Annotated in this window: 23 protein-coding genes and 1 pseudogene; 2 read left to right on the top strand and 22 right to left on the bottom strand. The window is 53.2% G+C overall.

What is annotated here, in order from left to right; all coding sequences use genetic code 11:
- The 17 genes from H8S44_RS08320 to H8S44_RS08240 form a co-directional block, all read right to left on the bottom strand.
- Positions 1–909 (bottom strand): bifunctional riboflavin kinase/FAD synthetase, encoded by a 909-nt coding sequence (locus H8S44_RS08320; protein ID WP_186872077.1) that lies wholly within the window; start codon positions 907–909, stop codon positions 1–3.
- Between the two features lie 13 nt (positions 910–922).
- Positions 923–1,837, bottom strand: coding sequence for a tRNA pseudouridine(55) synthase TruB (gene truB / locus H8S44_RS08315; protein WP_186872076.1), 915 nt, complete (start codon positions 1,835–1,837; stop codon positions 923–925).
- A 17-nt stretch (positions 1,838–1,854) separates the two neighbouring features.
- Entirely contained in the window at positions 1,855–2,817 is a 963-nt protein-coding gene (locus H8S44_RS08310; RefSeq protein ID WP_186872248.1) for a DHH family phosphoesterase, read from the bottom strand.
- Positions 2,798–3,193: a 30S ribosome-binding factor RbfA gene (gene rbfA / locus H8S44_RS08305; RefSeq protein ID WP_186872075.1), complete on the bottom strand. Its 396-nt coding sequence runs from the start codon at positions 3,191–3,193 to the stop codon at positions 2,798–2,800. Before rbfA ends, H8S44_RS08310 begins: the two co-directional genes overlap by 20 nt.
- Positions 3,194–3,294: 101 nt before the next feature.
- Positions 3,295–6,048, bottom strand: coding sequence for a translation initiation factor IF-2 (gene infB / locus H8S44_RS08300; protein WP_186872074.1), 2,754 nt, complete (start codon positions 6,046–6,048; stop codon positions 3,295–3,297).
- A gap of 32 nt (positions 6,049–6,080) precedes the next feature.
- Positions 6,081–6,395 (bottom strand): L7Ae/L30e/S12e/Gadd45 family ribosomal protein, encoded by a 315-nt coding sequence (locus tag H8S44_RS08295; protein WP_408609379.1) that lies wholly within the window; start codon positions 6,393–6,395, stop codon positions 6,081–6,083.
- Positions 6,376–6,648, bottom strand: coding sequence for an RNase P modulator RnpM (gene rnpM, locus H8S44_RS08290; RefSeq protein ID WP_186872072.1), 273 nt, complete (start codon positions 6,646–6,648; stop codon positions 6,376–6,378). The genes H8S44_RS08295 and rnpM overlap by 20 nt, the downstream gene beginning before the upstream one ends.
- Positions 6,641–7,813 carry a transcription termination factor NusA gene (nusA, locus tag H8S44_RS08285; RefSeq protein ID WP_186872071.1) on the bottom strand — a complete coding sequence of 391 codons (1,173 nt, stop codon included), beginning with the start codon at positions 7,811–7,813 and terminating at the stop codon, positions 6,641–6,643. Before nusA ends, rnpM begins: the two co-directional genes overlap by 8 nt.
- Before the next feature lie 36 nt (positions 7,814–7,849).
- Complete coding sequence (gene rimP, locus H8S44_RS08280; protein ID WP_186872070.1) at positions 7,850–8,317, bottom strand: ribosome maturation factor RimP; 468 nt, start codon at positions 8,315–8,317, stop codon at positions 7,850–7,852.
- A 143-nt stretch (positions 8,318–8,460) separates the two neighbouring features.
- Complete coding sequence (purB, locus tag H8S44_RS08275; RefSeq protein ID WP_186872069.1) at positions 8,461–9,894, bottom strand: adenylosuccinate lyase; 1,434 nt, start codon at positions 9,892–9,894, stop codon at positions 8,461–8,463.
- Between the two features lie 132 nt (positions 9,895–10,026).
- Positions 10,027–11,478 (bottom strand): amidophosphoribosyltransferase, encoded by a 1,452-nt coding sequence (gene purF, locus H8S44_RS08270; RefSeq protein WP_186872068.1) that lies wholly within the window; start codon positions 11,476–11,478, stop codon positions 10,027–10,029.
- Between the two features lie 308 nt (positions 11,479–11,786).
- Positions 11,787–12,572, bottom strand: a complete 786-nt coding sequence (locus tag H8S44_RS08265; RefSeq protein ID WP_186872067.1) for an amino acid ABC transporter ATP-binding protein — start codon at positions 12,570–12,572, stop codon at positions 11,787–11,789.
- A gap of 15 nt (positions 12,573–12,587) precedes the next feature.
- Complete coding sequence (locus H8S44_RS08260; protein ID WP_186872066.1) at positions 12,588–13,274, bottom strand: amino acid ABC transporter permease; 687 nt, start codon at positions 13,272–13,274, stop codon at positions 12,588–12,590.
- Positions 13,275–13,303: 29 nt separating this feature from the next.
- Positions 13,304–14,179 (bottom strand): transporter substrate-binding domain-containing protein, encoded by an 876-nt coding sequence (locus tag H8S44_RS08255; RefSeq protein ID WP_186872065.1) that lies wholly within the window; start codon positions 14,177–14,179, stop codon positions 13,304–13,306.
- A gap of 183 nt (positions 14,180–14,362) precedes the next feature.
- Positions 14,363–15,151: a hypothetical protein gene (locus H8S44_RS08250; RefSeq protein ID WP_186872064.1), complete on the bottom strand. Its 789-nt coding sequence runs from the start codon at positions 15,149–15,151 to the stop codon at positions 14,363–14,365.
- 58 nt (positions 15,152–15,209) lie between these two features.
- Positions 15,210–16,304 (bottom strand): DUF5716 family protein, encoded by a 1,095-nt coding sequence (locus H8S44_RS08245; protein ID WP_186872063.1) that lies wholly within the window; start codon positions 16,302–16,304, stop codon positions 15,210–15,212.
- Between the two features lie 48 nt (positions 16,305–16,352).
- On the bottom strand, positions 16,353–18,917 hold the full coding sequence (locus H8S44_RS08240) for a DUF5717 family protein (RefSeq protein WP_186872062.1): 2,565 nt from the start codon (positions 18,915–18,917) through the stop codon (positions 16,353–16,355).
- A 107-nt stretch (positions 18,918–19,024) separates the two neighbouring features.
- On the opposite strand from H8S44_RS08240, the gene H8S44_RS08235 reads away from it, so the two are divergent.
- Entirely contained in the window at positions 19,025–20,119 is a 1,095-nt protein-coding gene (locus tag H8S44_RS08235; RefSeq protein ID WP_186872061.1) for a pyridoxal phosphate-dependent aminotransferase, read from the top strand.
- Between the two features lie 26 nt (positions 20,120–20,145).
- Here the strand turns inward: H8S44_RS08235 and H8S44_RS08230 are convergent, their stop codons facing one another.
- The 5 genes and pseudogenes from H8S44_RS08230 to H8S44_RS16850 form a co-directional block, all read right to left on the bottom strand.
- Positions 20,146–21,144, bottom strand: coding sequence for a peptidylprolyl isomerase (locus H8S44_RS08230; RefSeq protein WP_186872060.1), 999 nt, complete (start codon positions 21,142–21,144; stop codon positions 20,146–20,148).
- Between the two features lie 30 nt (positions 21,145–21,174).
- Positions 21,175–21,438 carry a glyoxalase gene (locus tag H8S44_RS08225; RefSeq protein WP_186872059.1) on the bottom strand — a complete coding sequence of 88 codons (264 nt, stop codon included), beginning with the start codon at positions 21,436–21,438 and terminating at the stop codon, positions 21,175–21,177.
- 47 nt (positions 21,439–21,485) lie between these two features.
- Positions 21,486–22,271, bottom strand: a complete 786-nt coding sequence (locus H8S44_RS08220; RefSeq protein WP_186872058.1) for an HAD family hydrolase — start codon at positions 22,269–22,271, stop codon at positions 21,486–21,488.
- Complete coding sequence (locus H8S44_RS16855) at positions 22,268–22,975, bottom strand: HAD family hydrolase (RefSeq protein WP_243167538.1); 708 nt, start codon at positions 22,973–22,975, stop codon at positions 22,268–22,270. Before H8S44_RS16855 ends, H8S44_RS08220 begins: the two co-directional genes overlap by 4 nt.
- A gap of 9 nt (positions 22,976–22,984) precedes the next feature.
- Positions 22,985–23,572: pseudogene (locus H8S44_RS16850) on the bottom strand (Maf family protein); the annotation flags it as partial.
- A 330-nt stretch (positions 23,573–23,902) separates the two neighbouring features.
- On the opposite strand from H8S44_RS16850, the gene H8S44_RS08210 reads away from it, so the two are divergent.
- A complete protein-coding gene (locus H8S44_RS08210; protein ID WP_186872057.1) occupies positions 23,903–24,268 on the top strand; it encodes a hypothetical protein in 366 nt (121 codons plus the stop codon).
- Positions 24,269–24,291 lie beyond the last annotated feature (23 nt).

Below are 24,291 nucleotides of genomic sequence, written 5' to 3'. Positions count from 1 at the left end.
CTATCCTTCCATCCCATCCCCGAAGTAGGTTCTTCCCCAGAGGACGTCCTGCTCGATCCGGGCCTTCAGCGCCTCCAGGGATGCAAACTTACTTTCCGGCCGCTCAAAACCATAGAAAGAAACTGTAACCTGTTCCCCATAGAGATTCCGATCCAGATCAAAGAGATAGGTCTCCACCCCTTTCCGGGTCTCGCCGCCCACGGTAGGCTTATAGCCGATATTGGTGATTCCCTCAAAGGTCTCTCCGGCGATCCGGGTCCGGGTGGCATAGACGCCGTTGGGCGGCAGAAGCTTTCTTGCCTCCGGCTGCAGATTGATGGTAGGAAGGCCCAGGGTCCGGCCGATCTGCCTGCCGTGCAGCACCTCTCCGCTCACCCCGTAGCTGTATCCCAGAAGCTGATTCACCAGTTCCATGTGGCCCTGTTCCAGTTCCCGGCGGATCCGGCTGCTGCTGATCTCTTCGCCCTGATAGCAGGCCTTTTCCACCACTTCCACCTGAAAACCGCACTCCCCGCTCATCTCCTCCAGAAGCCGGTAGCTGCCTTTCCGGTTATGGCCGAAATGGAAATCCGTGCCCACGGCCAGATACTTCACATGCAGTCGCTTCACCAGAATCTCCCGCACAAAATTCTCCGCCTCCATATGGGATACCGCATCCACAAAGGGACACTCCACCAGGTAGTCCACGCCCTGCCGACTAAGCAGCTCCCGCCGTTCCTCCGGCAGCAGCAACGTGGGCCGCTCTCCGAAATCAAAGGTGAAAATCAGAGACTTTAACCCTTCCTCTTTTTTTTTCAGAATCCGATCTACCAGAAGCTGATGGCCCTGGTGAATCCCGTCAAACTTTCCCAGAGAAATCGCCGTGGCTTCCTCTGTTTGAAATTCTGTCGTTCCCGTTATCAGTATCATAAGTAAATCCTTTTTATAAAAACATTTTTTCCGGCTTATAACGCCTGCCGTTCCTTTCCCGACGGTAAAGCCCCAGGAACACGCCGTCGGACCCGTAGACCCGCACGCAGCTTCGCTCCAGCTCCGTTCCCTCCATGGGGTTCTCTCCGGTAAGCTCCGCCATATCCTTTTTCTCAAAAGGATTGCCGTTTCGGATCAGACGATCGCTCTCCGGCCGGATCCGCACGGCGGGACACCGGGCAAAGACATCATCCACCGGAAGCAGAGCTTCTTCAATCCGGCCTGCCTTCATAAGCTCCTCCAACTCTGAAAGCTTATAAGCGTCCTTCAGTTCAAACCGATCCACCTTAGTCCGCAGCAGACTCTTCATACAGCCGCCGCAGCCAAGCTTTTCTCCGATATCCTGGCACAGGGTCCGGATATAGGTGCCGCTGGAGCAGGTAACGCTGAAAGTCACCTCCGGAAGCCGGATCTCATGAATCTCTATCTCCAGAATCCGCACTCTCCGGGCCTGGCGCTCGATCTCCTTTCCCTCCCGGGCCAGCTCGTAAAGCTTCTTCCCGTTCACCTTCAGGGCAGAATACATGGGAGGAATCTGAGCATAGTCTCCCAAAAAGCTCAAAACGGCCTGTCGTACCGTTTCCTCGTCCACAGTCACAGGTGCCTCCGTCAGCACCTGTCCGGTGGTGTCCTGGGTATCGGTGGTCTCTCCCAGCAGCAGCACCGCCCGGTAGGTCTTTTCCTTTTCCGTCAGCAGGCCACAGAGCTTGGTGGCATTTCCCAGACATACAGGAAGAACTCCCTCCGCTTGCGGGTCGAGAGTTCCAGTATGGCCGATCTTTTTCTGTTTTACGATTCCGCGGAGCTTCGCTACCACATCATGGGAGGTAAAGCCCGCTTCTTTATAGACATTGATTACACCATTCATTCTTTATTCCTGTCTCTTTACTGCTCCGCTTCCTTAAGCTGCTGCTCGATATGCAAAGTCAGATTGTTGATCACGTCGTAGATGGTCCCGTGCATGGTGCAGCCTGCGGCCTTCACATGGCCGCCGCCTCCGAAATAAGCGCATACGGCGCTCACATCCACCGGTCCGTTGGAACGAAGGCTGACCTTGTACTCGTGGTTGCCCGTCTCATAGAGGAAAATGGCTACCTCTACTCCTTCGGTCACCCGAAGCTGACTGACAATACCATCCAGATCTGCATAGGTGGCTCCATAGAAATCCAGATCCCGCTCCCGGATCCGGCCTACAATGACCCGGCCGTCTAAGAGAAGAATGCTCTCCACCAGCGCCCGGCCCAGAATCTGATTCTGCACATAGGTCTTTTTATAAAAAGTATCGTCCACGATCCGGCTGAAATCGATGCCCTTGGCAATCAGGCTTCCGGCGATCTGCATGGTCTTCGGAGAGGTATTGGAGTACTGGAAGACTCCGGTGTCATGGGCGATCCCCATATAGAGAGCTTCCGCCGTATACCAGGAGATCTTATTCTCCTCCATGGTCTCCCAGGCCAGCTCCGACGCGGAACTGGCTTCGGCCACGATCCAGTTTTTCTCGGCAAAACCGGGATTGGTGATATGATGATCGATGCAGACGGTATGGACTGCGCTGTCAAAGTAAACTGCCGCGCTTCCCAGACGCTCCTTGTCGCTGGCGTCCAGGGACAGGAAGAGATCGTAGGTCTTCGCCTCTCCCACTTCGGTCTTTACCCGATCCGCGCCCCGCAGGAACCGGAACTTGGGCACGATTTGTTCCAGATACACGTCCGCCTCAATATCCGGGTAATTATCCTGAATATAATTCCAGACTGCCAGACAGGAACCCACACAGTCCCCGTCAGGCCGGATATGTCCGGAAATCGCAACCGTCTTCACATTCTGCAGCTCATTCGCCAGCTTGATCATCCTTATCATCCTCTTCCCTTCTGCTGTTCCGGTTCACATCGTCGATCATTTTCGACATATTGACACCGTACTCTATCGACTGATCCATCACAAAACGAATCTCCGGAGTGTTGCGAAGGTTGATAGATTTGGCCAGGGCGCGGCGGATATAACCCTCCGCGCTCTTAAGACCCGCCAGGGTATCCTTCTGTTCCTGCTCGTCGCCCAGCACGCTGATATATGCCTTTGCGGTCTTCAGATCCGGCGCCACCTCCACCTCCACCACGGAAGTCATGGGGCAGATACGCGGGTCCTTGATCTCATTCAGAATGAGATTGCTCAGCTCCCGGCGCACCTCGCCGTTGATTCTTGTATTTTTAATACTGTTTTTTCTCATATTATTTTACCTCGGGATAGAATCCTGCTTTTCAGGATTCTCCGCCTGCGGCGAGTCGCTTTAGCGACATACTACCTCTTCGCCGCAGTGCGATACTAAGCCTATCTCGGCACCTCTACCATGGTGTAAGCCTCTACGATATCCAGCTCCTTGATGTCGTTGAACTTCTCGAAGACCAGACCGCATTCGTAGCCTGCCTTGACCTCCTTCACGTCGTCCTTGAAACGCTTCAGGGAAGCCAGCGGGCCATCGAAGATCTGCTCGCCCTCCCGGGTGATACGGCACTTGCAGCCTCTCTGGAATACACCGTCCAGCACATAGGATCCGGCAATATTGCCCACACCGGATGCCTTGAAGATCTGACGTACCTCTGCGTGGCCCAGAACCTTCTCCTCGAAGATGGGATCCAGCATACCCTTCATGGCCGCCTCCACGTCGTTGATAGCGTCGTAGATGACACGGTACAGACGCAGATCTACCTTCTCGCGCTCCGCAGTCTCCTTGGCTGTGGCGTCAGGACGCACATTGAAGCCGATGATGATAGCATTGGACGCTGCTGCCAGGCTCACGTCGGACTCGTTGATAGCTCCTACGCCGCCATGGATGATCTTGACTACTACTTCCTCGTTGGAAAGCTTCAGGAGACTCTGCTTTACGGCCTCCACAGAACCCTGTACGTCGGCCTTCACAATGATGTTCAGCTCTTTCAGGTTTCCGGACTGGATCTGGGAATACAGATCGTCCAGGGACATCTTCAGCTTGGTATCCTCAATAAGCTTCTCTCTGCTCTCTTTTACATAGGTCTCCGCAAAGGCTCTCGCCTCCTTGTCGGTCTCCGGGGATACGAAGATCTCTCCGGCGTTCGGCACGTCGTTCAGACCCAGGATCTCCACCGGCTTGGACGGACCCGCCTCTTTCACACGGCGGCCATTATCATCCATCATAGCGCGGACTTTACCGTGACAGGAGCCTACGGCAATGGGGTCGCCCACATGCAGGGTACCCTTCTGTACCAGTACGGTCGCAACCGGACCCTTGCCCTTGTCAAGCTCTGCCTCGATGACCAGACCTCTCGCACGGCGGTTCGGATTTGCCTTCAGTTCCAGAACCTCGGATGTCAGCAGAATCATTTCCAGCAGGTTATCAATACCCTCATGGGTATGCGCGGATACCGGGCAGAAGATGGTGCTACCGCCCCAGTCCTCGGGGATCAGCTCGTACTCAGTCAGCTCCTGCTTTACGCGCTCAATGTTTGCGCTGGGCTTATCAATCTTATTGATGGCCACGATGATCTCGATGCCTGCGGCCTTGGCATGGTTAATCGCCTCTACAGTCTGGGGCATCACACCGTCGTCTGCAGCTACCACCAGAATCGCGATATCGGTGGAATTCGCTCCACGCATACGCATAGCGGTAAATGCCTCATGTCCCGGTGTATCCAGGAAGGTGATTTTCTGGCCGTTGATCGTAACCACGTAAGCACCGATGTGCTGGGTGATACCGCCTGCCTCGCGATCGATCACATGGGTGTCACGGATGGCGTCCAGAAGGGAAGTCTTACCATGATCTACATGACCCATGACGCAGACTACCGGCGGACGGGGAACCAGAGTCTCCGCTCCATCCTCGCTATCCTCCAGCATTTTCGCGATCACATCTTCCTTCTCCTCGGGAACCGGATCGAAATTCATCTCCATGGCCAGCTCGCCGGCTGCCTCGAAGTCCAGCTCGGAGTTTACGGTCACCATCTTACCTGCCAGGAACAGCTTCTTAATGATTACAGAAGGCTGAATCTTCATCTTCTCTGCCAGATCATGGATGCTGATCATCTCCGGGATCTCGATCACCTTGGGTGTATTGTCTTCTTTCTTGGGTGCCGGAGCCGGCTGACGTGTCTGAACAGCGCCCTTAACTCCCTTGCCGCCCTTCTGATTCGGACGATTGCCTCCCTGGTTCGGACGACGTCCGCCCTGAGACGGCTTGCCGTTCCAGTTGTCATTGAACTTTGTGTTCTTATCCTTCTTGGTATCATCATTGCGATTCTTGTTCTCCGCTCTGCGGTTCTCGGTCTTGCGAAGCTCTACCGGTGCTGCGGGGATATCCATGGAAGAACGACGGTTGTCTCTTCCCTGGCCTCCTCTGTTCTGGCCGTCGCGGTTCTGATAGCCGCCTCCCTGGCCGTCTCTTCTCTGACCATCACGGTTCTGGTATCCGCCTCTCTGGCCGTCGCGATTCTGATAGCCGCCTCCCTGACCGTCTCTTCTCTGACCATCACGGTTCTGGTATCCGCCTCTTTGGCCGTCACGGTTCTGATAGCCGCCTCCCTGGCCGTCTCTTCTCTGACCATCGCGGTTCTGGTATCCGCTTCTCTGGCCGTCGCGGTTCTGATAGCCGCCTCCCTGGCCGTCTCTTCTCTGACCATCACGGTTCTGGTACCCGCCTCTCTGGCCGTCACGGTTCTGTGCCGGGCGTCCCTGACCGCCTCTTCCGCTTTCCGTGGAAGCCGGACGGGTCTGGGGTGCTGCCGCCGGTCTGGCTGCTGTGTTCTCTGTGGCAGGCTTTGCTGCCGGTGCCTCCGCAGGCTTCGGTGCCGGTGCCGCAGGCTTCGCGGGCGCTGCCGCGGACTTCGCTGCAGGACGTGCCGCTGTGGTTCCCGCCGGGCGGGACGGGGCGCTGCGCTTCTTCTCGGTTCTGGGATCCTTGATACCGGTCTTGCTGTTATGGGTATTATATACCGCGATAATCTTTTTCTTCTTAGGCGGAGCCGCAGGTGCTCCCTCCTGTGCTGCCGCTCCCTCTGTCTTGGGCGATTCAGCCTTCTTTACTGCTTCCTGCTCATCTGTATGTGTACTCATATGGCTTTTCCCCTCCAAACTAACTACCTCCGTTATTCTATATTCAGGTTTTTCTCAATACTCTTTGCAAGTCCGCTGTCCAGTACGGCCAGAGATGCCCGGAATTCCTTTCCCATGGCGTGCCCAAGCTCTTCCTTTCCACCGTAGAAGTACACCGGTACTTCGTAAAACTCACACATATTGCGAAACTTTTTCTTCGTGTTTTCCGACGCTGCGTCTGATACGATCACCAGCGCCGCTCTGCCGGACTTCACCGCATGCTCTGTGGCGAACTCGCCGCTGGCAAGCTTTCCGGCCTTCTGCGCGATTCCAATCATGGAATATACTCTATTCTGTGCCAAGTTCATCCAGCTCCTTTTCCAGACTGTCATATACCTCAGACGGGATGCTCATCTTCAGGGAACGCTCCAGTCCCTTGTTTTTCCGGGCCTTTGCCAGACATTCCCTGGAAAAACACAGGTACGCGCCCCGGCCGTTCTTCCGGCCTGTGGCATCCAGCACGATCTCGTCCTCCGCCGTCTTCAGAACCCGGAGCATTTCCTTTTTGCTCTTCATCTCCTGGCAGCCGACGCACTGGCGCATGGGTATCTTTTTATTCATCCTGACTCTCTTCCTCTGCCTGCTCAGCCTCTTCCGCTTCCTGGCGCTGTGCCTCCTCGTAAGCCTGGGACTCCTTATACTCCTCGAAATCCTCGTACTCATCCTCGTCTACATCCAGCCAGCCTTCGATCTCACGGGCCTGGGTCTCGCTCTTGATATCGATCTTGAAACCGGTAAGACGGGCTGCCAGTCTGGCGTTCTGTCCTTCCTTACCGATGGCCAGGGACAGCTGATAATCGGGAACTACCACCTTCGCGGTCTTCTCATCCGGATCTGCCAGTACGGCAATGACCTTGGCCGGACTTAAAGCGTTCTCGATAAGCAGGGCCGGATTCTCGTTCCAGTTGATAATATCAATCTTCTCACCGCGCAGTTCGTTTACGATGGCATTGACACGGGCGCCGTTCATACCTACGCAGGCGCCTACCGCATCCACGTCCGGATCGTTGGACCAGACTGCGATCTTGGTTCTGGAGCCTGCCTCGCGGGCGATGCTCTTAATCTCCACGGTGCCATCCCGCACCTCGGTCACCTCGGACTCAAACAGACGCTTTACCAGCTCCGGATGGGTTCTGGACACCAGGATACGCGGTCCCTTGGTGGTATCCTTTACCTCCAGGATATAGACCTTGATACGCTCGGTGGGCTTGAATACTTCGCCCTTTACCATCTCATTCTCATTCAGGATAGCGTCCACCTTACCCAGGTTCACGCTCACATTACGGCCCAGATATCTCTGTACCACTCCTGTAACCACGTCTTTCTCCATACCGTAATACTGGTTAAACAGTACTTTTCTCTCTTCCTCGCGGATCTTCTGGAGAATCACGTTCTTGGCATTCTGAGTGGCGATACGTCCGAACTCTTTGGACTTGATCTCCACATTTACGATATCGCCCAGCTCATACTTGGGGTCGATCATCTTGGCATTTGCCAGGCTGATCTCCATCACATCGTCTTCTACCTTTTCCACTACAGTCTTTTCTGCGTATACGGAAAACTGGCAGGTCACCGGATCGATATTTACCTTCACATTATCGGCCTTGCCAAAATGATTCTTGCAGGCTGTCAGCAGAGAATTCTCAATGGCTTCCAGCAGAGTCTCTTTGCTGATGTCCTTTTCTTTCTCCAGCACTTCCAGTGCATCCAGCAGTTCTGTGTTCATTCTAATTCTTCCTCCTCGTTTTTTATCCAAAATATATTAAAAATCGAATGCCAGCCGGATCAGGGCGATATTGTCTCTGTCGAATACCTGTTCCTGTCCTTCCTCTGTCTCAATAGTTACCGTTTCCTTATCCCAGGTTTTTAATACACCCCGGAACTCCTTCTGTCTCTCTACCATACGGTAGGTTCGGATCTCCACCTCTTCTCCCTGGCTCCGGACAAAATCCCGTTCCTTTTTCAGCGGCCGTCCAAGTCCCGGAGAGCTGACTTCCAGTATATAAGACTCTTCAATGAAATCATCCCGGTCCAGCAGAGCTCCCAGCGCCCGGTTCACGATCTCACAATCGTCCACAGTGATTCCGCCCGGCTTGTCAATATAAGCCCGCAGATACCAGGTCCCGGCTTCCTTCACGTACTCCACGTCCACCATCTCAAATCCGTTGGCTTCCATGATCGGCGCAAGAAGCTGTTCCGTCTTCTGTTCATACTCTTCTCTTTTTGTCATAGTCTTCCTTTCACCTCGGGGCGGCATCCCTGCTTTTCGAAACTATTTTTCAAAAACAAAGAGTGAACTTTCGTTCACTCTTTTCGGCCGCGCTATTAATCTATTACAATGTAACACACTTTTCCCCTAAATGCAAGGGTAAATTATACGTTAATTTCCGCTTTTTCACCCAGCATATCCTGATATTTGTCCAGAATCGGGTTCACCACCCGGCTCAGGAACATATCCACCTGCTCGGGCGCCCGTCCCACATAGCGGGAAGGATCCATTGTCTTCTGCAGATCTTCCAGAGAAAGCCCAAATGCCGGATCCTCCGCGATAAGCTCCAGAAGATTATTCTCCTTGCCGTTTACCTTCACGTTCCGTCCCGCTTCCATAGAAAGCTCACGGATACGTTCATGAAGCTCCTGACGGTCACCGCCTGCTTTAACTGCGTCCATCATGATATTCTCGGTGGCCATGAAAGGCAGCTCTGCCATCAGATGCTTGTGGATAACCTTCGGATATACCACCAGGCCGTCCACCACGTTCAGGCACAGATCCAGAATACCGTCGATAGCCAAAAAGCCCTCAGGAACGGACAGACGCTTATTTGCGGAATCATCCAGAGTCCGCTCAAACCACTGAGTAGCGCTGGTAATGGCCGGATTCAGGGCATCCACGATGACGTAACGGGACAGGGACGCAATCCGCTCGCTACGCATGGGGTTCCGCTTGTATGCCATGGCAGAGGAACCGATCTGTGACTTTTCAAAGGGTTCTTCTACTTCCTTCAGATGCTGCAGAAGGCGAATGTCATTGGACATTTTATGGGCGCTGGCCGCGATGCCTGCCAGCACATTCAGAACCCTGGTATCCACCTTCCGGGAATAGGTCTGTCCGGATACCGGATAGCACTCTTTAAAGCCCATCTTCTCCGCAATCATGGGATCGATCTGATTGATTTTATCCTCATCACCCTCAAAGAGCTCCTTGAAGCTGGCCTGGGTGCCGGTGGTTCCCTTAGATCCCAAAAGCTTCATGGTGGAAATCACATGCTCCAGATCCTCCAGATCCAGACAAAACTCCTGCATCCACAGGGTGGCCCGCTTTCCCACAGTGGTGGGCTGCGCCGGCTGGAAATGGGTGAAAGCCAGGGTCGGCAGATCCTTATACTTATCCGCAAAGGCTGCCAGCTCATTTAACACATTGACCAGCTTTCTTCTGACCAGTTTCAGAGCTTCGGTCATAATGATCACATCGGTATTGTCCCCCACATAGCAGGAAGTGGCACCCAGATGGATGATTCCCTTTGCCTTGGGGCACTGGCATCCGTAGGCATATACATGGGACATAACATCATGACGCACTTCCTTTTCCCGCGCTTTTGCCACGTCATAGTTGATATCGTCCTGATGAGCCTTTAACTCATCGATCTGCTCCTGGGTAATGGGCAGTCCCAGCTCCTTCTCCGTCTCCGCCAGGGCGATCCACAGTTTTCTCCAGGTACGGAACTTCTTGTCCGGAGAAAAGATATACTGCATCTCTTTGCTGGCATATCGCTCGGATAAGGGACTTACATATCTGTCTGTACTCATTGCTTTCTCTCCTCTTTATAGGCTTCATTACAGCCTTACTTCTATAATAAATGCCGCCGTAATACTTACTGCTTCTTCTATCTTACTATATTCGCCGGAATATCTCAATCCCATTTTATCCGGATCTTCCCGCTACTTTTCAAAGCTGCCGCGGATATCCTCGGTGGGCGGCGCGATGGGATAATCGCCGGTAAAACAGGCGGTGCAATGTCCCATGCCTCCGATCATCTCGCCCAGACGCTCGGTCCGAAGATAAGCCAAGGAATCGGCTCCGATAACCTGACGGATCTCCTCGATGGTACGGTTATGGGCGATAAGCTGATCCTCCGCCGGCACATCCGTTCCGAAGTAGCAGGGATGCAGGAAGGGCGGCGAGCTGACCCGCATATGTACCTCTTTGGCCCCGGCCTCCCGAAGCATCCTCACAATGCGGTCGCTGGTGGTTCCGCGTACGATGGAGTCGTCAATCATGATAACCCGCTTTCCGTTCACTGCTTCCTTTAACACGTTCAGTTTTACCCGGACGCTGGACTCCCGGTTGCTCTGCTTGGGTTTGATGAAGGTACGGCCCACATAGCCGTTCTTCACAAAGGCAGTGCCATAGGGAATTCCGGACTGCAGGGAATAGCCCAGGGCCGCCGCATTACCCGATTCCGGTACACCCACTACCAAGTCTGCCTCCACCGGACTGTCTATGGCCAGAAACTTTCCTGACAAAATCCGGGACTGGTAGACGCTGACCCCGTCGATATGGGTATCCGGGCGTGCGAAATAAATATATTCAAAGATACACCTTGCCTCCTGTCCTTTCGGCAGGCAGTGGCTCTTATCGGACTCGATACCCTTCTGGGGCGTAATGGTCACGATCTCGCCGGGCTCCACATCCCGCACGAAGCTGGCCCCGATGGTATCCAGGGCGCAGGTCTCGCTGGCCAGGATGTAGGCATTATCGCGCTTTCCAATACACAATGGGCGGAAACCGTAGGGGTCTCTGGCCCCGATAAGCTTTCTGGGAGACATGACAATCAGGGAATAGGCTCCCTTGATTTTATTCATGGCACGGGATACAGCCTCCTCTACGCTGGCGGTATGGATCCGCTCTCTGGCGATGTGGTAAGCAATGACCTCGGAATCGATGGTGGTCTGAAAGATAGCTCCTGTATACTCCAGCTCCCGACGAAGCTCCGGGGCGTTCACCAGATTGCCGTTGTGAGCCAGGCCCAGCGTACCCTTCACATAATTCAAAACCAGAGGCTGGGCATTCTCCCGGGTACTGCTTCCCGCCGTGGAATACCGGGTATGACCCACGCCGATATCACCCTTTAAGCCCTCCAGTAACTCCGGGGTAAAGACCTCATTGACCAGGCCCATTCCCTTGTGACTTTTCACACTGCCCTTGGGGCCGTTGGTGTCGCTGACCGCGATACCGCAGCTCTCCTGTCCTCTGTGCTGCAGAGCAAACAGACCGTAATAAATAGTGGAAGCCACGTCGCCGCCGTCGAAATCATAGATTCCAAAGACGCCGCATTCTTCTTTCAGCTTCTCGTCCTCTTCGTATTGTTCATGGATATATTTGTTGTTCATGGGATACCTCCGTCCTGTGCCTTATTTATAAATGTCCTTATAAAGATGCGTTTCTGTACGGATGACGGCAGATGAGCCGTCCGGAACTTTGGATCTTCGAATCTTCTTTAGTACTTAAAGAAGTATAAACCAAGGTTTTTTGAAATGCAAGAGCGGATCCGGCTCCGATTATTACTTATTCTAATTGATAATTCGACCGTTTTCTTATAAGGATAAAAGAGAAACAAAGAATAAGAGCCGACATTTTTCCTCCTTCGGAAACAGCTGTCGGCTCTTTGTATTTACCTTTTCTTTCTTTTCCGGCAATCCTATCCCTGGGTAAACCGGGACAAGAACTGCCTGGTCCGTTCCTCTTTTGTGTGCTCGAAGACTTCTGCCGGTGTTCCCTTTTCCAAGATCCGGCCGTCGTCCATGAAAATCACCTGGCTGGCCACATCACGGGCAAATGCCATCTCATGGGTCACGATAATCATGGTAGTCTTCTGATCCGCCAGCTCCTTGATAACCTTCAGCACCTCTCCGGTCAGTTCCGGATCCAGGGCCGAGGTGGGCTCGTCAAAACAGAGGATATCAGGCTTCAAAGCCAGGGCCCGGGCAATAGCCACACGCTGGCACTGTCCGCCGGATAGCTGGTGCGGATAGTTGTTCATCCGATCCGCCAACCCCATCTGGGTCAGCAGGCCTTTGGCCTCCTCCTCGATCTCTGCGTGGATCTCTTTCTTTCTCGCTTTATAATCCGGCTGTTCCTTGGCCAGCAGTTCCTTGGCCAGCATCACATTGCCCAGGGCTGTGTACTGAGGAAAAAGGTTAAAGGACTGAAAGACCAGTCCAAAGTGCAGCCGTTTTTTCCGAATCTCCGACTCCTGCCGGGTCTGGGGGTCCGCCGCGTCAAACAGAGTCTCTCCATTGACCCGGATCACACCCGTATCCGGATGCTCCAGAAAATTCAGGCACCGCAGGAAAGTGGTTTTTCCGCTTCCCGAGGAGCCGATGATGGATACCACGTCCCCCTTCTCCAGGGAGAAGCTGATATCCTTTAATACCTCCGTCTTATCGAAGGTCTTACTTACATGCTCTACTTCCAGAATCGCCATTCTATTCCGCCCTCCTTACCTGAAATAATCCAGCTTCCGCTCCAGACGCTCCAGAAGGACCGTCAGAACACCGTTGAAAATCAGATAGTAAACAGCTGTAAAGAACAGCGGCCAGATCTCTCCCGCGATTCCCTGGGAGCCCTTCATGAAGGCCTGTCCGGCCCAGATGATCTCCTGCAGGGCGATGATACGCGCCAAGGAGGTATCCTTCACCAGGGTAATGATCTCGTTGGACATGGGCGGTACGATCCGCTTAATCATCTGCATGAGCTTGACTTTAAAAAAGATCTGGGTCTTGGTCATGCCCAACACCAGACCTGCTTCCTCCTGACCCACGGGTACACTCTGAATGCCGCCCCGGTAGATCTCAGAAAAATAACAGGCGTAATTGATGATAAAGGAAATGGAAGCCGCCAGAAAACGGCCTGTCTCTCCGCCGCCCCAAATCTGCTTATGCAGAACCAGACCCGGAAAATAAAAAATAATCAAGAGCTGGATCATAAGCGGCGTACCGCGTATGATCCAGACGATAAACTTAGATAACATGCTCAAGGGGCGGAACTTGGACATGGAGCCGAAGGCTATCAGAAGTCCCAGCGGCACCGCTCCTATCAATGTGATAAAAAACAATCTCAGTGTCTGCAGAAAACCGCTGTTCAGTGCTCCGATTACAATCGGCATCTGCGCCATAATTCGTTCCATACTACTTCTCTTTTGCTTTCGCTTTTATTTTACTCCTGTACCAGAGCTGCCTGTACGCCGTACTGCTCCGCGCATGCCTGCATGCTGCCGTCAGCCATGGCGTTTACGAAGAACTCATCCAGAACTGCTGCCAGATCAGAACCCTTACGGAAGCCTACGCCGTACTTCTCGCTGTTCAGGGCTACGGTATAAGTCAGATCCGCGTAGCTGGTTCCCTCACCGATCATGGCTGCTGCCATCAGGGAGTCGATGACTGCCGCGTCGGAGGTTCCGCTTGCCACCTCAAGCAGGGCGTCGGACTGTGCCTTTACCGGTGTATAGTTCAAGCCCAGGGCGCTGACCTCTGCCTCTCCGGCACTGCCTGCCTCTACGGCGAAGCTTAAGTCTGCCAGGCTGTCTGTATCCTGATATTTATCTGCCACATTCTTCGGTACTACAACTACCTGCGCGTTGTTCAGGTAAGCGCCGGTACACTCCATGGAGCTTGTAACCTCATCGGTCAGGGTCATGCCATTCCATACACAGTCGATGCTCTTGCCGTCCAGCTCCAGGACCTTATTATCCCAGTCAATCTCCACGAACTCCACATCGACACCCAGGCTCTCAGCGAAGGCCTTTGCCATATCTGCGTCAAAGCCGACCCAGTCGCCGTTCTCATCCTTATAATCCATGGGTTCGAAGTCTGTGATACCTACCACCAGGGTTCCCTTGTCTACCACGTAAGCCATATCGCTGTCTGCGGCAGTCTCGGTATCTGTGGCAGAAGAGCCATCCTCTGCCGCGTTCTCCGCAGCGTCCTCGGTATCTGTATTAGTCACCACATCACCGGATTTGGAACCGCAGCCTGCCAGCATGGACACCGCCAGTACTCCGCAAAGTAATACGCTTAAAACTTTTCTCTTCATAATATCCTCCTGCTGCCGCACACGTCGCGACTTTTATTTACGCTTCTGATTTGTACCTCTGCGCCGCACCTTTGATTTTCTTGCCTCATTACCGCTTTTATTCTCTGCTAATTGGCCACTGTACAACAATAAAGCGTTTGCTTGTTGTATCTTACCATAGAGAGAAAAGGTCTGTCAACTGTTTTATGCGTATCTGGTATTTTTTTCATATTCCCGTTGCAGCTCATAAAGCCGCTCCTCCGGATTTCTCGGCCGTTCCAGATGGTTCCCGGCCTCTTTTTCCAGCTTCTCATACTCCTCGGTGATCTCCGCCAGCTGTTCTCCGCGGATGTTCTGGAGATCCATGGCCTCCTCAAAGTCCCGGTCGGACAGGCCCATCCGCATGGCGCAGACATACTCCTTCAGCACCCCCGGATCCCGCTCATACTGCCAGGAGGTCCGGAATGCCTGGGCGGCCCTTCCGAACTGGAAGAGACGGCAGTAGCAGACCCCCAGGTTGTTCCACACATGGGCGTAGAACTCCACGCCCAGCCGCTCGCTCTGGCGGATGTCCAGAATCTTTTCATATTCATAGATGGCCGCCTGGTAGTTACCGTTGATAAAATACTCATCCGCCCGCAGCTTCAGCCGTTCCTGCTCCTGGTAGGTATTCAGCACCTTCATTTTGGAGGACAGCTGCATCAGTTCCTCCTGGCTGTAATAGTCCACGCTCCGGAGAATCGTCAGAACCATGTTCTGGATACTGCTGCCGGCCTCCGCCCCCTTTTGCAGCCGATCCGCCAGCTCCGGATTGTGGATCTCACTGCGGATCCACTCCCAGAGACGGGGACCCAGCATCTGCCGGTCCGCCAGATAAACATTTTCATACAGGAAATACGCCAGCTCCTCCATGGAATACAGGCGGATTCCCATGCTTTCTATGTAATAGGGTGTCTTTGCCGGTTCCTGCCGGCAGATGATCACTGCTCCCATTTTTCCCGCTCCGTTTCTAACGTGATAATTTTCTCTCTTTTCCGCTTCCGGCCCGCTCTCAGGAAAGCTGCACTTCCTCTGACCAGCTCAAATCTGAAGAGGGGAACAGCTCCCCGAAGCCCAGATCCGTCACCGTCACCTGCAGCCGGTCCACGCTCTTAAACTCCGCCCGGATCCGGAGTCTGCTGGTCCGGGACGGGCGATCCGGCAGTCCCTCCAACAAAAGGCTTTCCTTCAGGATCTCCTTTCCCTGCAGGGGCTTCAGCAGGAACTCCACCACCGGCTCCGTACACAGAAGGGCCGTGCACTCGGCCTTGGCCTCATACCAGCTGGTTCCTGCGTTCAGCAGGGTAAAGACGCTGTTCTTTCCCGCTCCCGGCGTCAGCAGACCCACATTGTAGGAAATCTTATCCTTTCCCAGGAAAATATACCCCCGCTCTTCCACCGGCTTCGTCTCCTGCATGGCGCTGTAGCAGGCTCCCTTGGCAAAGAGATTATTGCCTGCAAAGACTCGTCTTCCGGCTCCGCAAAGCATCTTCAGGGATTCCTCGTACCAGTCCCCCTCGAAGCCCCCGCCCACCAGATACACAGAGGAAACCGGCCGTTCGGAAAAGAGTTCCCGGGCCAGGCGCTGCAAAAGTTCGTCCTTTTCTTCCTTTTGAAGTCCCGATACGGAAACGCACCAGCTCTCCTCCTGCTCCACCCGGGCGATGGCCGGGATGGTCCGGCTGTTCACAGTCAGTACCGACGCCTGCAGAAGCTCCCCTTCACAGTCAAAGAGTACCGCCTGGTGCCGCCAGAACTCCCTGGCCTGATTCACCACGTAGGCGCAGAAACTCTCCTGTCGGGACTGGACGAAGATCCGGCTCTCCGGAATCCCCAGAAACTGCATGGCCATCCGCCGGATCTCCCCGGTCTGCTTCTCCTCCACCTCATCCACCGAGAATACCACTGCAGAAGCCTCATGCATCTTTCCATAAGGTTTCAAAAGCCGCATGGACTTCTTCATAAACTGTTCCAGATTCTCCGTGGGAATCCGGAACTTTTCCTCTCCGGGAACGATCGAAACGGAGACCGGCTCTCTGCTCTTTTCATTCCAGCAGCTGATCTGCGACACATCCTTTCCCAGATCAAATCCGACCACAAATTCCATCCGTTTACTCCTCCTGTCTCTTCCGTCTTTTTCCATATCAGCTTCCTGTTATTTTAAGGAAAACAGGGTCTCCACCAGGAACTTTTTCTCTCCATAATCTTCCAGCTGTTTCTCCAACTTCTCTTGATCCCGCTCTGCCACAGCCCGGGACATTTCATAAATATCCGCGTACTTGGTTCCTGTGCACATAGGCTCTTCCTGTTTCTCCACGAAGCTCCGATCCGGAGTGGCCTGCTCCGTTCCGTCCTCCATCTGTTCGGTCACAAACCAGGTCAGCCTCTCCCCATAAAACAGGGTAAACTCCTTCACAAAAACTCCAGGCTCCACCGGATACATCCGTTCTGCCATATAGCTGCAGTTCTTCTCCCGGGGCGTCTCAATCACATAATGAATGAATACCCGGTGACTGGGATCTGCCCGATACTCCACAAAGGTCTTGTCCTCCAGAAGTTCCGAACGGCCAAGTCCCGCCAGCAGAGCCTTCATAAAGCCAAAGCGCAGCCGCTTCTGGATATATTCCTTCAACATCCGCTCTGCCTGCACCTTCTGGTGCTCGCTTAACTCCGGCCGCCCTGCCAGTTCTTTCAGATAAGCCAGGCCGCAGACCTCCGGCAGATTTTCTTCCCAGGCAATGGCCTGTTCCAGGTAGGTGAAAGTCTCCTCCGGCGCTGGATTGTCCCGCACAAAGTCGTCCCAGGCCAGCCAGGTTAAGTAGGCCCTTGTCACGATACCTTCTCCGCCCAGGCTCCGGTAATCCCGGAAGATCGCGGAAGCGCTTTCCCTCAGCTGTCCCGTAAAGAGCATCTGTCCCAGCATCCGTTCCTCCAGATCAAATACATTCAGTTCAAAGGCTCTAGCTTCCTTCCAGATAGCTTCCATGGTCTCCGAAGAACCATAATAATAACCCGCCAGATACTCCAGGATCCCTTCATTGTACTTATGATTCCGGAACATAAAAAGACAGAGCTTCAGCAGAAACTCATTCTCGCCATACTCAATTTCCCGGATCCGCCAGGCAGTCAGACGCACCAGCAGGGTGGTTCGCACCATGGAATATCCGTGGCGGACAATCATATCCCAGGCTTCCTCACAGAGTCCCCGGAGAATCAGGATCTCCGTATAGCGGGCCCTGTCCTTCGGTGTCATATAGTTGGTCTCCGTTACAAAAAATTCCCGATCCAGCTCGTCCAGATCGTGATTTGCATAATAAAACTGCAGAATCTCCTGCCGTACATTTTCTTTATAATGGGCCGTAAAGCCCTCGATCTTCAGAACCCGCTTATAATTCTCCACATTCTCGGCGGTCAGCACATGGCTCCGGGAAGTACCGTCGCAGAGATAGAGATACAGCCCCTGATGATACCGGAGAAGCTCCCGGCACTTTTCCACATAGCGCCTCTCATTCATGAGCCGGGTCAGAGTATAGGGCACGCTGGAGGAATAGCAGCTTCCCTGCTCGTCCACCAAAAGGATCATGGCTCCCGGTGTGTAAACAGGAATCAGCGCCTGTCCCCGAACCAGAGGAATCGTAAAACTCTTCTGGAGCTGTTCGTAGACCACCTGTACCTGACGGATCCGCCGGTCCCTGCAGGTGAGCCGCCGCAGAAACATAATATCCGCCAGAGCCTCTGCAAAGTCGATGGTCAGAAGCTGTTCCACCAGAAACCGCTCGTAAATCACAGCCATGTCTTCACTCTGGCGCCGCTCCAGAAGCTGATCCAGCATAAAGGCCTCGATCTGCTCCCGGTAAAGCTGATAGACATCGGAATGTTCATCCTGATAGCGGATAATATTGGCGTACAACATGGCCTTCTGAGCCTGATTCAGGGTATTCTCCATACGGAAATACAACAGCAGGTTCTTCGGGAAGGGTTCCTCATACTGCTCCGGAACCGACATCATGAAATACTCAAAAAGATTTGTGATCTTCAGTTCCATCCGGACGCCTCTCCGATACCAGTTGAAACTCTCCGCGTCTGTTCTCCCGTTCTTGATCAGAATCGAACAGATTCCGCTCAGCATCTCCTGACCGCCATAGGTATGATAGGCCTTTTCCAGTTTTTCAAATCCGGCCTCTGCCGGATAGCGCCCCCTTAAAATCTGTCCGATGAGCTTTTCAGCCTCCGCCGGAGTCAGATCCGCCGTTTCTTTTCCCTTTGGATCCTCAATGATCTCCAGCACCTGCGCTTCCGGCTCCTTCGCCTTTTCCTCCGGCAGGGGCGCTATGGGATCCGCAGAGATAAAATAGGCATAGCTGTCATCTTCATTCTTCGAATGCTCCTCGATCCGCACCCGGTAGGGCAGCAGATATTCCCCTGCCTCGGATACGATACAGAACTCGCCCTCGATCTCCTCGCCGCCCCAGAATCCGTCTGCGTCAAAGACATATGAGATCCGCGCGCTCCGGCTGTGAAAGCTGGGATGCTCCACTTTCATTCGGAAAGACGAGGCATAGACCACACCCTTGACCGTCTCATCCGCGGAAAGGGTAAAGCTGCCCTCCGCCTTTTCTCCCGGTCTGCAGTTCAGCACAATCAGGGATTCCGACAGAGAAAGTGACGGCCTCCTGTATTCGATTTTCCCCGCCGCAATCTGCTCCAGCTTTGCACGCATACGCTTTGTTCTCCTTCTGTTTCCACTTTTTCGTTGCTTTTTTCTGATATCCAGTTATAATTAGTATAGCATTATTTACACTAAAGTACAAGAAAAGAGGAATTTCCATGATAAAGCATAAAGACCATTTCCACGGAAGTGACCTGGAAAAAATCGAGGAGATCTACGGCATTCCCAAAGAGCAGATCACCAGCTTCAGCGCTAACGTAAATCCCCTTGGCATCTCTCCCAAGCTTCGTTCCTCCCTGATCGACCATATTGACGCCATTACCTCTTACCCGGATCGGGAGTACGCTTCCCTTCGCGCTCAGATCGGCGCTTATGTCCATGCACCGGCCCAGAGCATCCTGGTGGGAAATGGCTCCACAGAGCTTATTTCTCTGTTTATCCAGATGGAACATCCGAAAAAAGCCCTGATTCTGGGCCCCACCTACTCCGAGTATGAACGGGAGATCTCCCTGGGCGGCGGTACTTCCCTGTACTATCCTCTGCGGGAAGAGGACGGCTTTATGCTGAATGTGGAGGAGTTCAAAAAGAGCCTGAACGAGAGTATCGACCTGCTGGTCATCTGTAATCCCAACAACCCCACCTCCACTGCGATTTCCCAGGACACCATGCGGAAAATTCTGGACGAGTGCAAGCGGTATGACATTTTTGTAATGGTAGATGAAACCTATGTGGAATTTGCGCCGGATGCAGCTGAGGTAGATTCGATTCCCCTGACACGTTTTTACAATAATCTGGTGGTTCTGCGCGGTGTTTCAAAATTCTTCGCTTCACCGGGACTGCGTCTTGGCTATGCGGTAACCGGCAACGCCGATCTGCTGAAATATATTAACACCCACAAGAATCCCTGGACTATCAACAGCCTGGCCGCCATTGCGGGAGAGCTGATGTTTTCGGATACGGACTATATCAAAAAGACCCGTTCCCTCATCGACACAGAACGTACCCGGATTTATAAAGAGCTCCAGTCCTGGGACGGTGTAAAGGTCTACGAGCCTGCGGCCAATTTTATTCTGGCCCGGATCTTAAAGCCCGGTGTCACCGCGGACGATCTGTTTGAACACGCCATCAAAAAAGGACTCATGATCCGAAACTGTTCCACGTTTCCATTTCTGGATAACACGTACTTCCGTTTCTGCTTCATGAGTCCTGAGAAGAATACCGAGCTTCTGGCCTGCCTGAAAGAGCTTTTGTGAAAAAGAATGTGCCAGATCCGGCTTCGTCAGTTCCCGAAATATTCTTCGTAAATATTCATAAAATTCGCCGGCATCTCTCCTGTCCAGTCGGAAAAATGAACCTTCTTCCAGAGATGGCTGTTGAACTCCGACGGGGTATCCGCCAGAAGCTTTTCATAAGCCTGGGTGAATACCTCGTCCCGGCGCTTCTCTACCATGGTGACCTTATTGGCCTCCGTGGCATCCCGATCAAAGTTATTCGCACATTTTAAAATATAATATCCGTCTTCTGTCTCAATGATATCACTGACCTGGTCATTTTCCAGGGAAAAGGCTGCTTCCTCGTAGGCGCTGTCCTTCTCCCCTCTGCCCAGGGTAATGGTAGTCTGGCTGTCCTTACTGTAGGCTGACGCCGCCGCGCCGAAATCCCGACCCTCCTCCAGACGCTTCATCACATCCTCGGCCTCCTGCAGGGTATCCACATGAATCTGCTGCAGGGTCATAATCCGGGCCTCGTCATCGCTGACCTCTGTATTGACTCCCTTGGTAATCTCCGCATACACTTTCTTGGAAAGCAGATGATCGCTGTACAGGCTCTCCACATCGGACTGTTTCAGATTCATATAGTCGATTTGTTCCTGGGAAAGGGCATCGTAATACTTTCCGGCCGCTTCCGTCACCCGGGCCTTCTCGCTGCTGTCCAGAGATACATCATACTCCTTTGCCAGCAGGGTCACGGCTTTTACGGAAGCCAGTTGGGACACGATGGTATCCTTTACATATTCTTCCAGTGTCACGCCACCGAAATCATGCTCCCACATTTCCACGCCGTAGGCGTTCTCGTACTGCTGTTTATAATCCATCACATAAATCATGGCTTCCGGCAGGGTACAGACACTTTTTCCGATTTTAAAAAGCTGATTGCCGGACAGCCCTGTCGTCAGAACCACCCTTGTATTTCCCAGTCCACTGCAGCCGCTCAGTCCGCCTGCCAGCACTATCCCCATAAGAACCCCGGCCAATACACGTCTGATGGTTTTCTTCATTTCATTCCTCCGCTTCTTTTCCGGCCCCTCTTATTCCTCTACGATAAGATAGCTACCGTCCTCCAGCGCGAACACTTCTGCCGCGTCCTCGATCTCCTCATCCGACATGCCGCTCACATCCATGCCACTCTCCTCCAGATAGTCCTTCACTTCCTCCAGAGTATCCACGACCACCGCCATGCAGTCCTCCAGAAAGCTCTCAGCCTCCTCCAGGTTCTCTGCCACGGACTCATCAAAGAGCTGGTCCTGTTTTTTCAGAAAGGTTTTTAAGCACTCCTCAGAATATTCGTACATTCTAATATTTCCTCCTTCGTAAAAATCACCGTTTTCCGCTTTTTAACTTAAAGCAAGGTCTTCATGACCTTCAGTACTCCGTCATTCACATTGGTGTCCGCGATATGATTGGCTGCCTGCTTGACTGCATCTACCGCATTGCCCACTGCATAGCTCTCCACCGCGCTCTGAATCATCTCCAGATCATTGTGATTGTCGCCGAAGACCATGGTCTCCTCCGGGGTAATCTTCAGGGTCTCCTGGATGCTTTTGATGGCCTTTCCCTTATTCACGCCCTTATTCATAAAGTCCACCCAGATGTCGCCCGCCACCGCGCAGTGGAGCCGATCCTTCCAACGGGGAATCATCAGATCCGCCACCTCTTTGATATTTTCTTTCCGGTAAATAGCCATTTTATTCACCCGTCGCTCCACAGTCAGAGCGTCCTCCACCTGGACGATTTCGCTGCGGTAGCCCTCCCGCACCAGACGAAAGAACTCCGGATCCTGGCTCTCCGTATAGAAACACTCCTTGGTATCCAGGGTAAAGCTGGCCCCCGGAATCTTACGCACCTCTTTAACCCAGGCGCAGACGGTCTCCCAATCTATAAGCTGCTCCAGCATATCGTAGCCCCTGCAACACACATAGGCACCGTTTTCCGTGATAAAGATAATATCGTTCTTCACCGGCTCGAAGAGCTTCGACATACTGGTATAATGACGTCCACTGGCCGCCGCGAACAGAATATCTTTCTCCTTCAGCTTTCGGATTACCTCAAAAATCTCCGGATTGATCTGTGTGGTTCCCTCCGGAAGCAAAGTTCCGTCGATATCACTGGCTATCAGTTTGATCATACCTTTTTTCTCCCTTTCTCGTAAATCTCCGGAAGCTCTTCCCCACGACTGACGATGGCGTCCGCGCCGTTTGCCCGAAGCTCCTTTTCCTCCCGGAAGCCCCAGAGGACTCCCGTGGTATACATTCCCGCAGCCTTTCCCGTCTGCATATCAGTTCCCGTGTCTCCCATATACATACAATCCTCCGGCTTTACGCCCAGCTGCTCCGCGATATACAGGGCTCCCGCCGGGTCCGGCTTTCTGGGGAACCGTCCCGACTGACCCTGTACCCAGTCAAAGACACCCGGGCCAAAGACGGACTCCACCACATTTTTCGTATTTTCATGGGGCTTATTGGACAGCACCGCCAGTTTAGCGCCCTGCTCCTTCAGCCGGCTCAATGCCTTCTTAATGCCCGGATAGGCAGTCACATGATACAGGCAGCCGGTCTCAAAGTACTCCAGATATCGCTCCCGCACCTCTTCAAAATGGGTTCCCTCCGGATCGCCCGCATAGGTCAGGAGCCGTCGGATCAGCATATCCACGCCGTCTCCCACAAAGATCTTATAATCTGCCACCGAAGCCTCCCGGAGACCAAAGTCCCGCATGGCCTGATTTGCGCTGGTGGCAATGGACTCCACACTGTCGCAGAGTGTGCCATCCAGATCGAAAATGCAGGCCCGGAACGGAAGTTCTTCTGCCTGATCCGTTCCTGTCCTTTTCAACTCCAAGGGATCGATGCCCTGCTTTAAAAGTTCCTGCCAGAACCGGGCTGCCGGAAAGCCCACCACTGTGGTGTATTCTCCCTGAATCTCCCGGATATAGGGCATGCAGCCACCCTGAATCGCGTAGGCTCCCGCCTTGTCCATGGGCTCTCCTGTGGCAATATAGCCGCGAATCCATTCATCGGTCATAGGATACAGGGACACACGGGTTCCTTCGGCAAAGTTTAAAATCACTTCTCCTGTCTGCGCGTCCACCACGGCAGCTCCTGTATAGACCATATGCTCCGCGCCCTGAAGCTCTTTCAGCATCTGAAAGGCCTCTTCTTCACTATGAGGCTTTCCCAGGATCTTTCCACGGCTGGCCACCACCGTGTCCGAGCCGATCACCAGCGCCGGACGCTCTGTGCCCTCCGCCACTTCTCTGGCCTTCTGCAGGGCTAAGGCTGCCACGGTCTTTTCCGGATCCGTAGTATCGATCTTTTCTTCTCCCTGGGCCGGACACACGGTAAACTGAAGTCCCAGCTCCTCCAGAATTTCTTTTCTTCTTGGGGAAGCGGAGGCCAGGATCCATTCCTTTTCTATTTCCTTATGCTTCATCGGTTCTCACTCCGTATTTTTCTTTTTTCCGGACACAGTCCGGATTTCTTTTGTACTCTGTTTATGCATGGGCTGTTCCCCACGCACCTATAAGATTAATATATATTTTTCCGGTTGACAAGCTTGCCAACCAAATTTTTATATTTTTTTCACTTTTCTTTTTCGCCAATTCGTATTACAATAACAAAAAAGAATCCTGTGAACCAGGATTCTCCGCCTGCGACGAGTCGCCTTAGCGACATAATCACTCTGCCGCAGTGCGATAAAAATCAGCAGCCCACCGGATGCTGAGCGACATTATACAGATTCCGAAAAGGAGGACTTCATATCATGAAAAAAGCATTGAAATTTGTCGGAGCTCTGGCAACCCTCAGCGCAGCCGTGGCAGGCGGTATCGCGCTTTACAAAAAATTCTTCGCACCGGAAGATGATTTCAGTGATCTGGACGGAGATCTGGAGGACGAATTCGAAGAGGAAGACCTGGATGCCGGCGAGACTCCCGCTGAGAGAGGCTATGTATCCCTGAACCACTTAAACGATGCTCCCGAAGCAGAAGAAACTGCTGAGCCGGAAGATGAGAAAGCGGAAGCTGCTACAGAGACGCAGGCCGAGACAGCCCCGGAAGAGGATCCTGCTGAAACGGAAGCTGAATCCGAAGCAGAAAAAACAGAAGAAACAGAACAGACCGCTGAGTGAGCAGGAAAGGCCCCGGATTCCTT

This window comes from Anaerosacchariphilus hominis (assembly GCF_014290175.1).
Classification (GTDB): domain Bacteria; phylum Bacillota; class Clostridia; order Lachnospirales; family Lachnospiraceae; genus Laedolimicola; species Laedolimicola hominis.
Note: the sequence above shows the minus strand (reverse complement) of the source record. Positions and strands in the feature narration are given on the sequence as shown.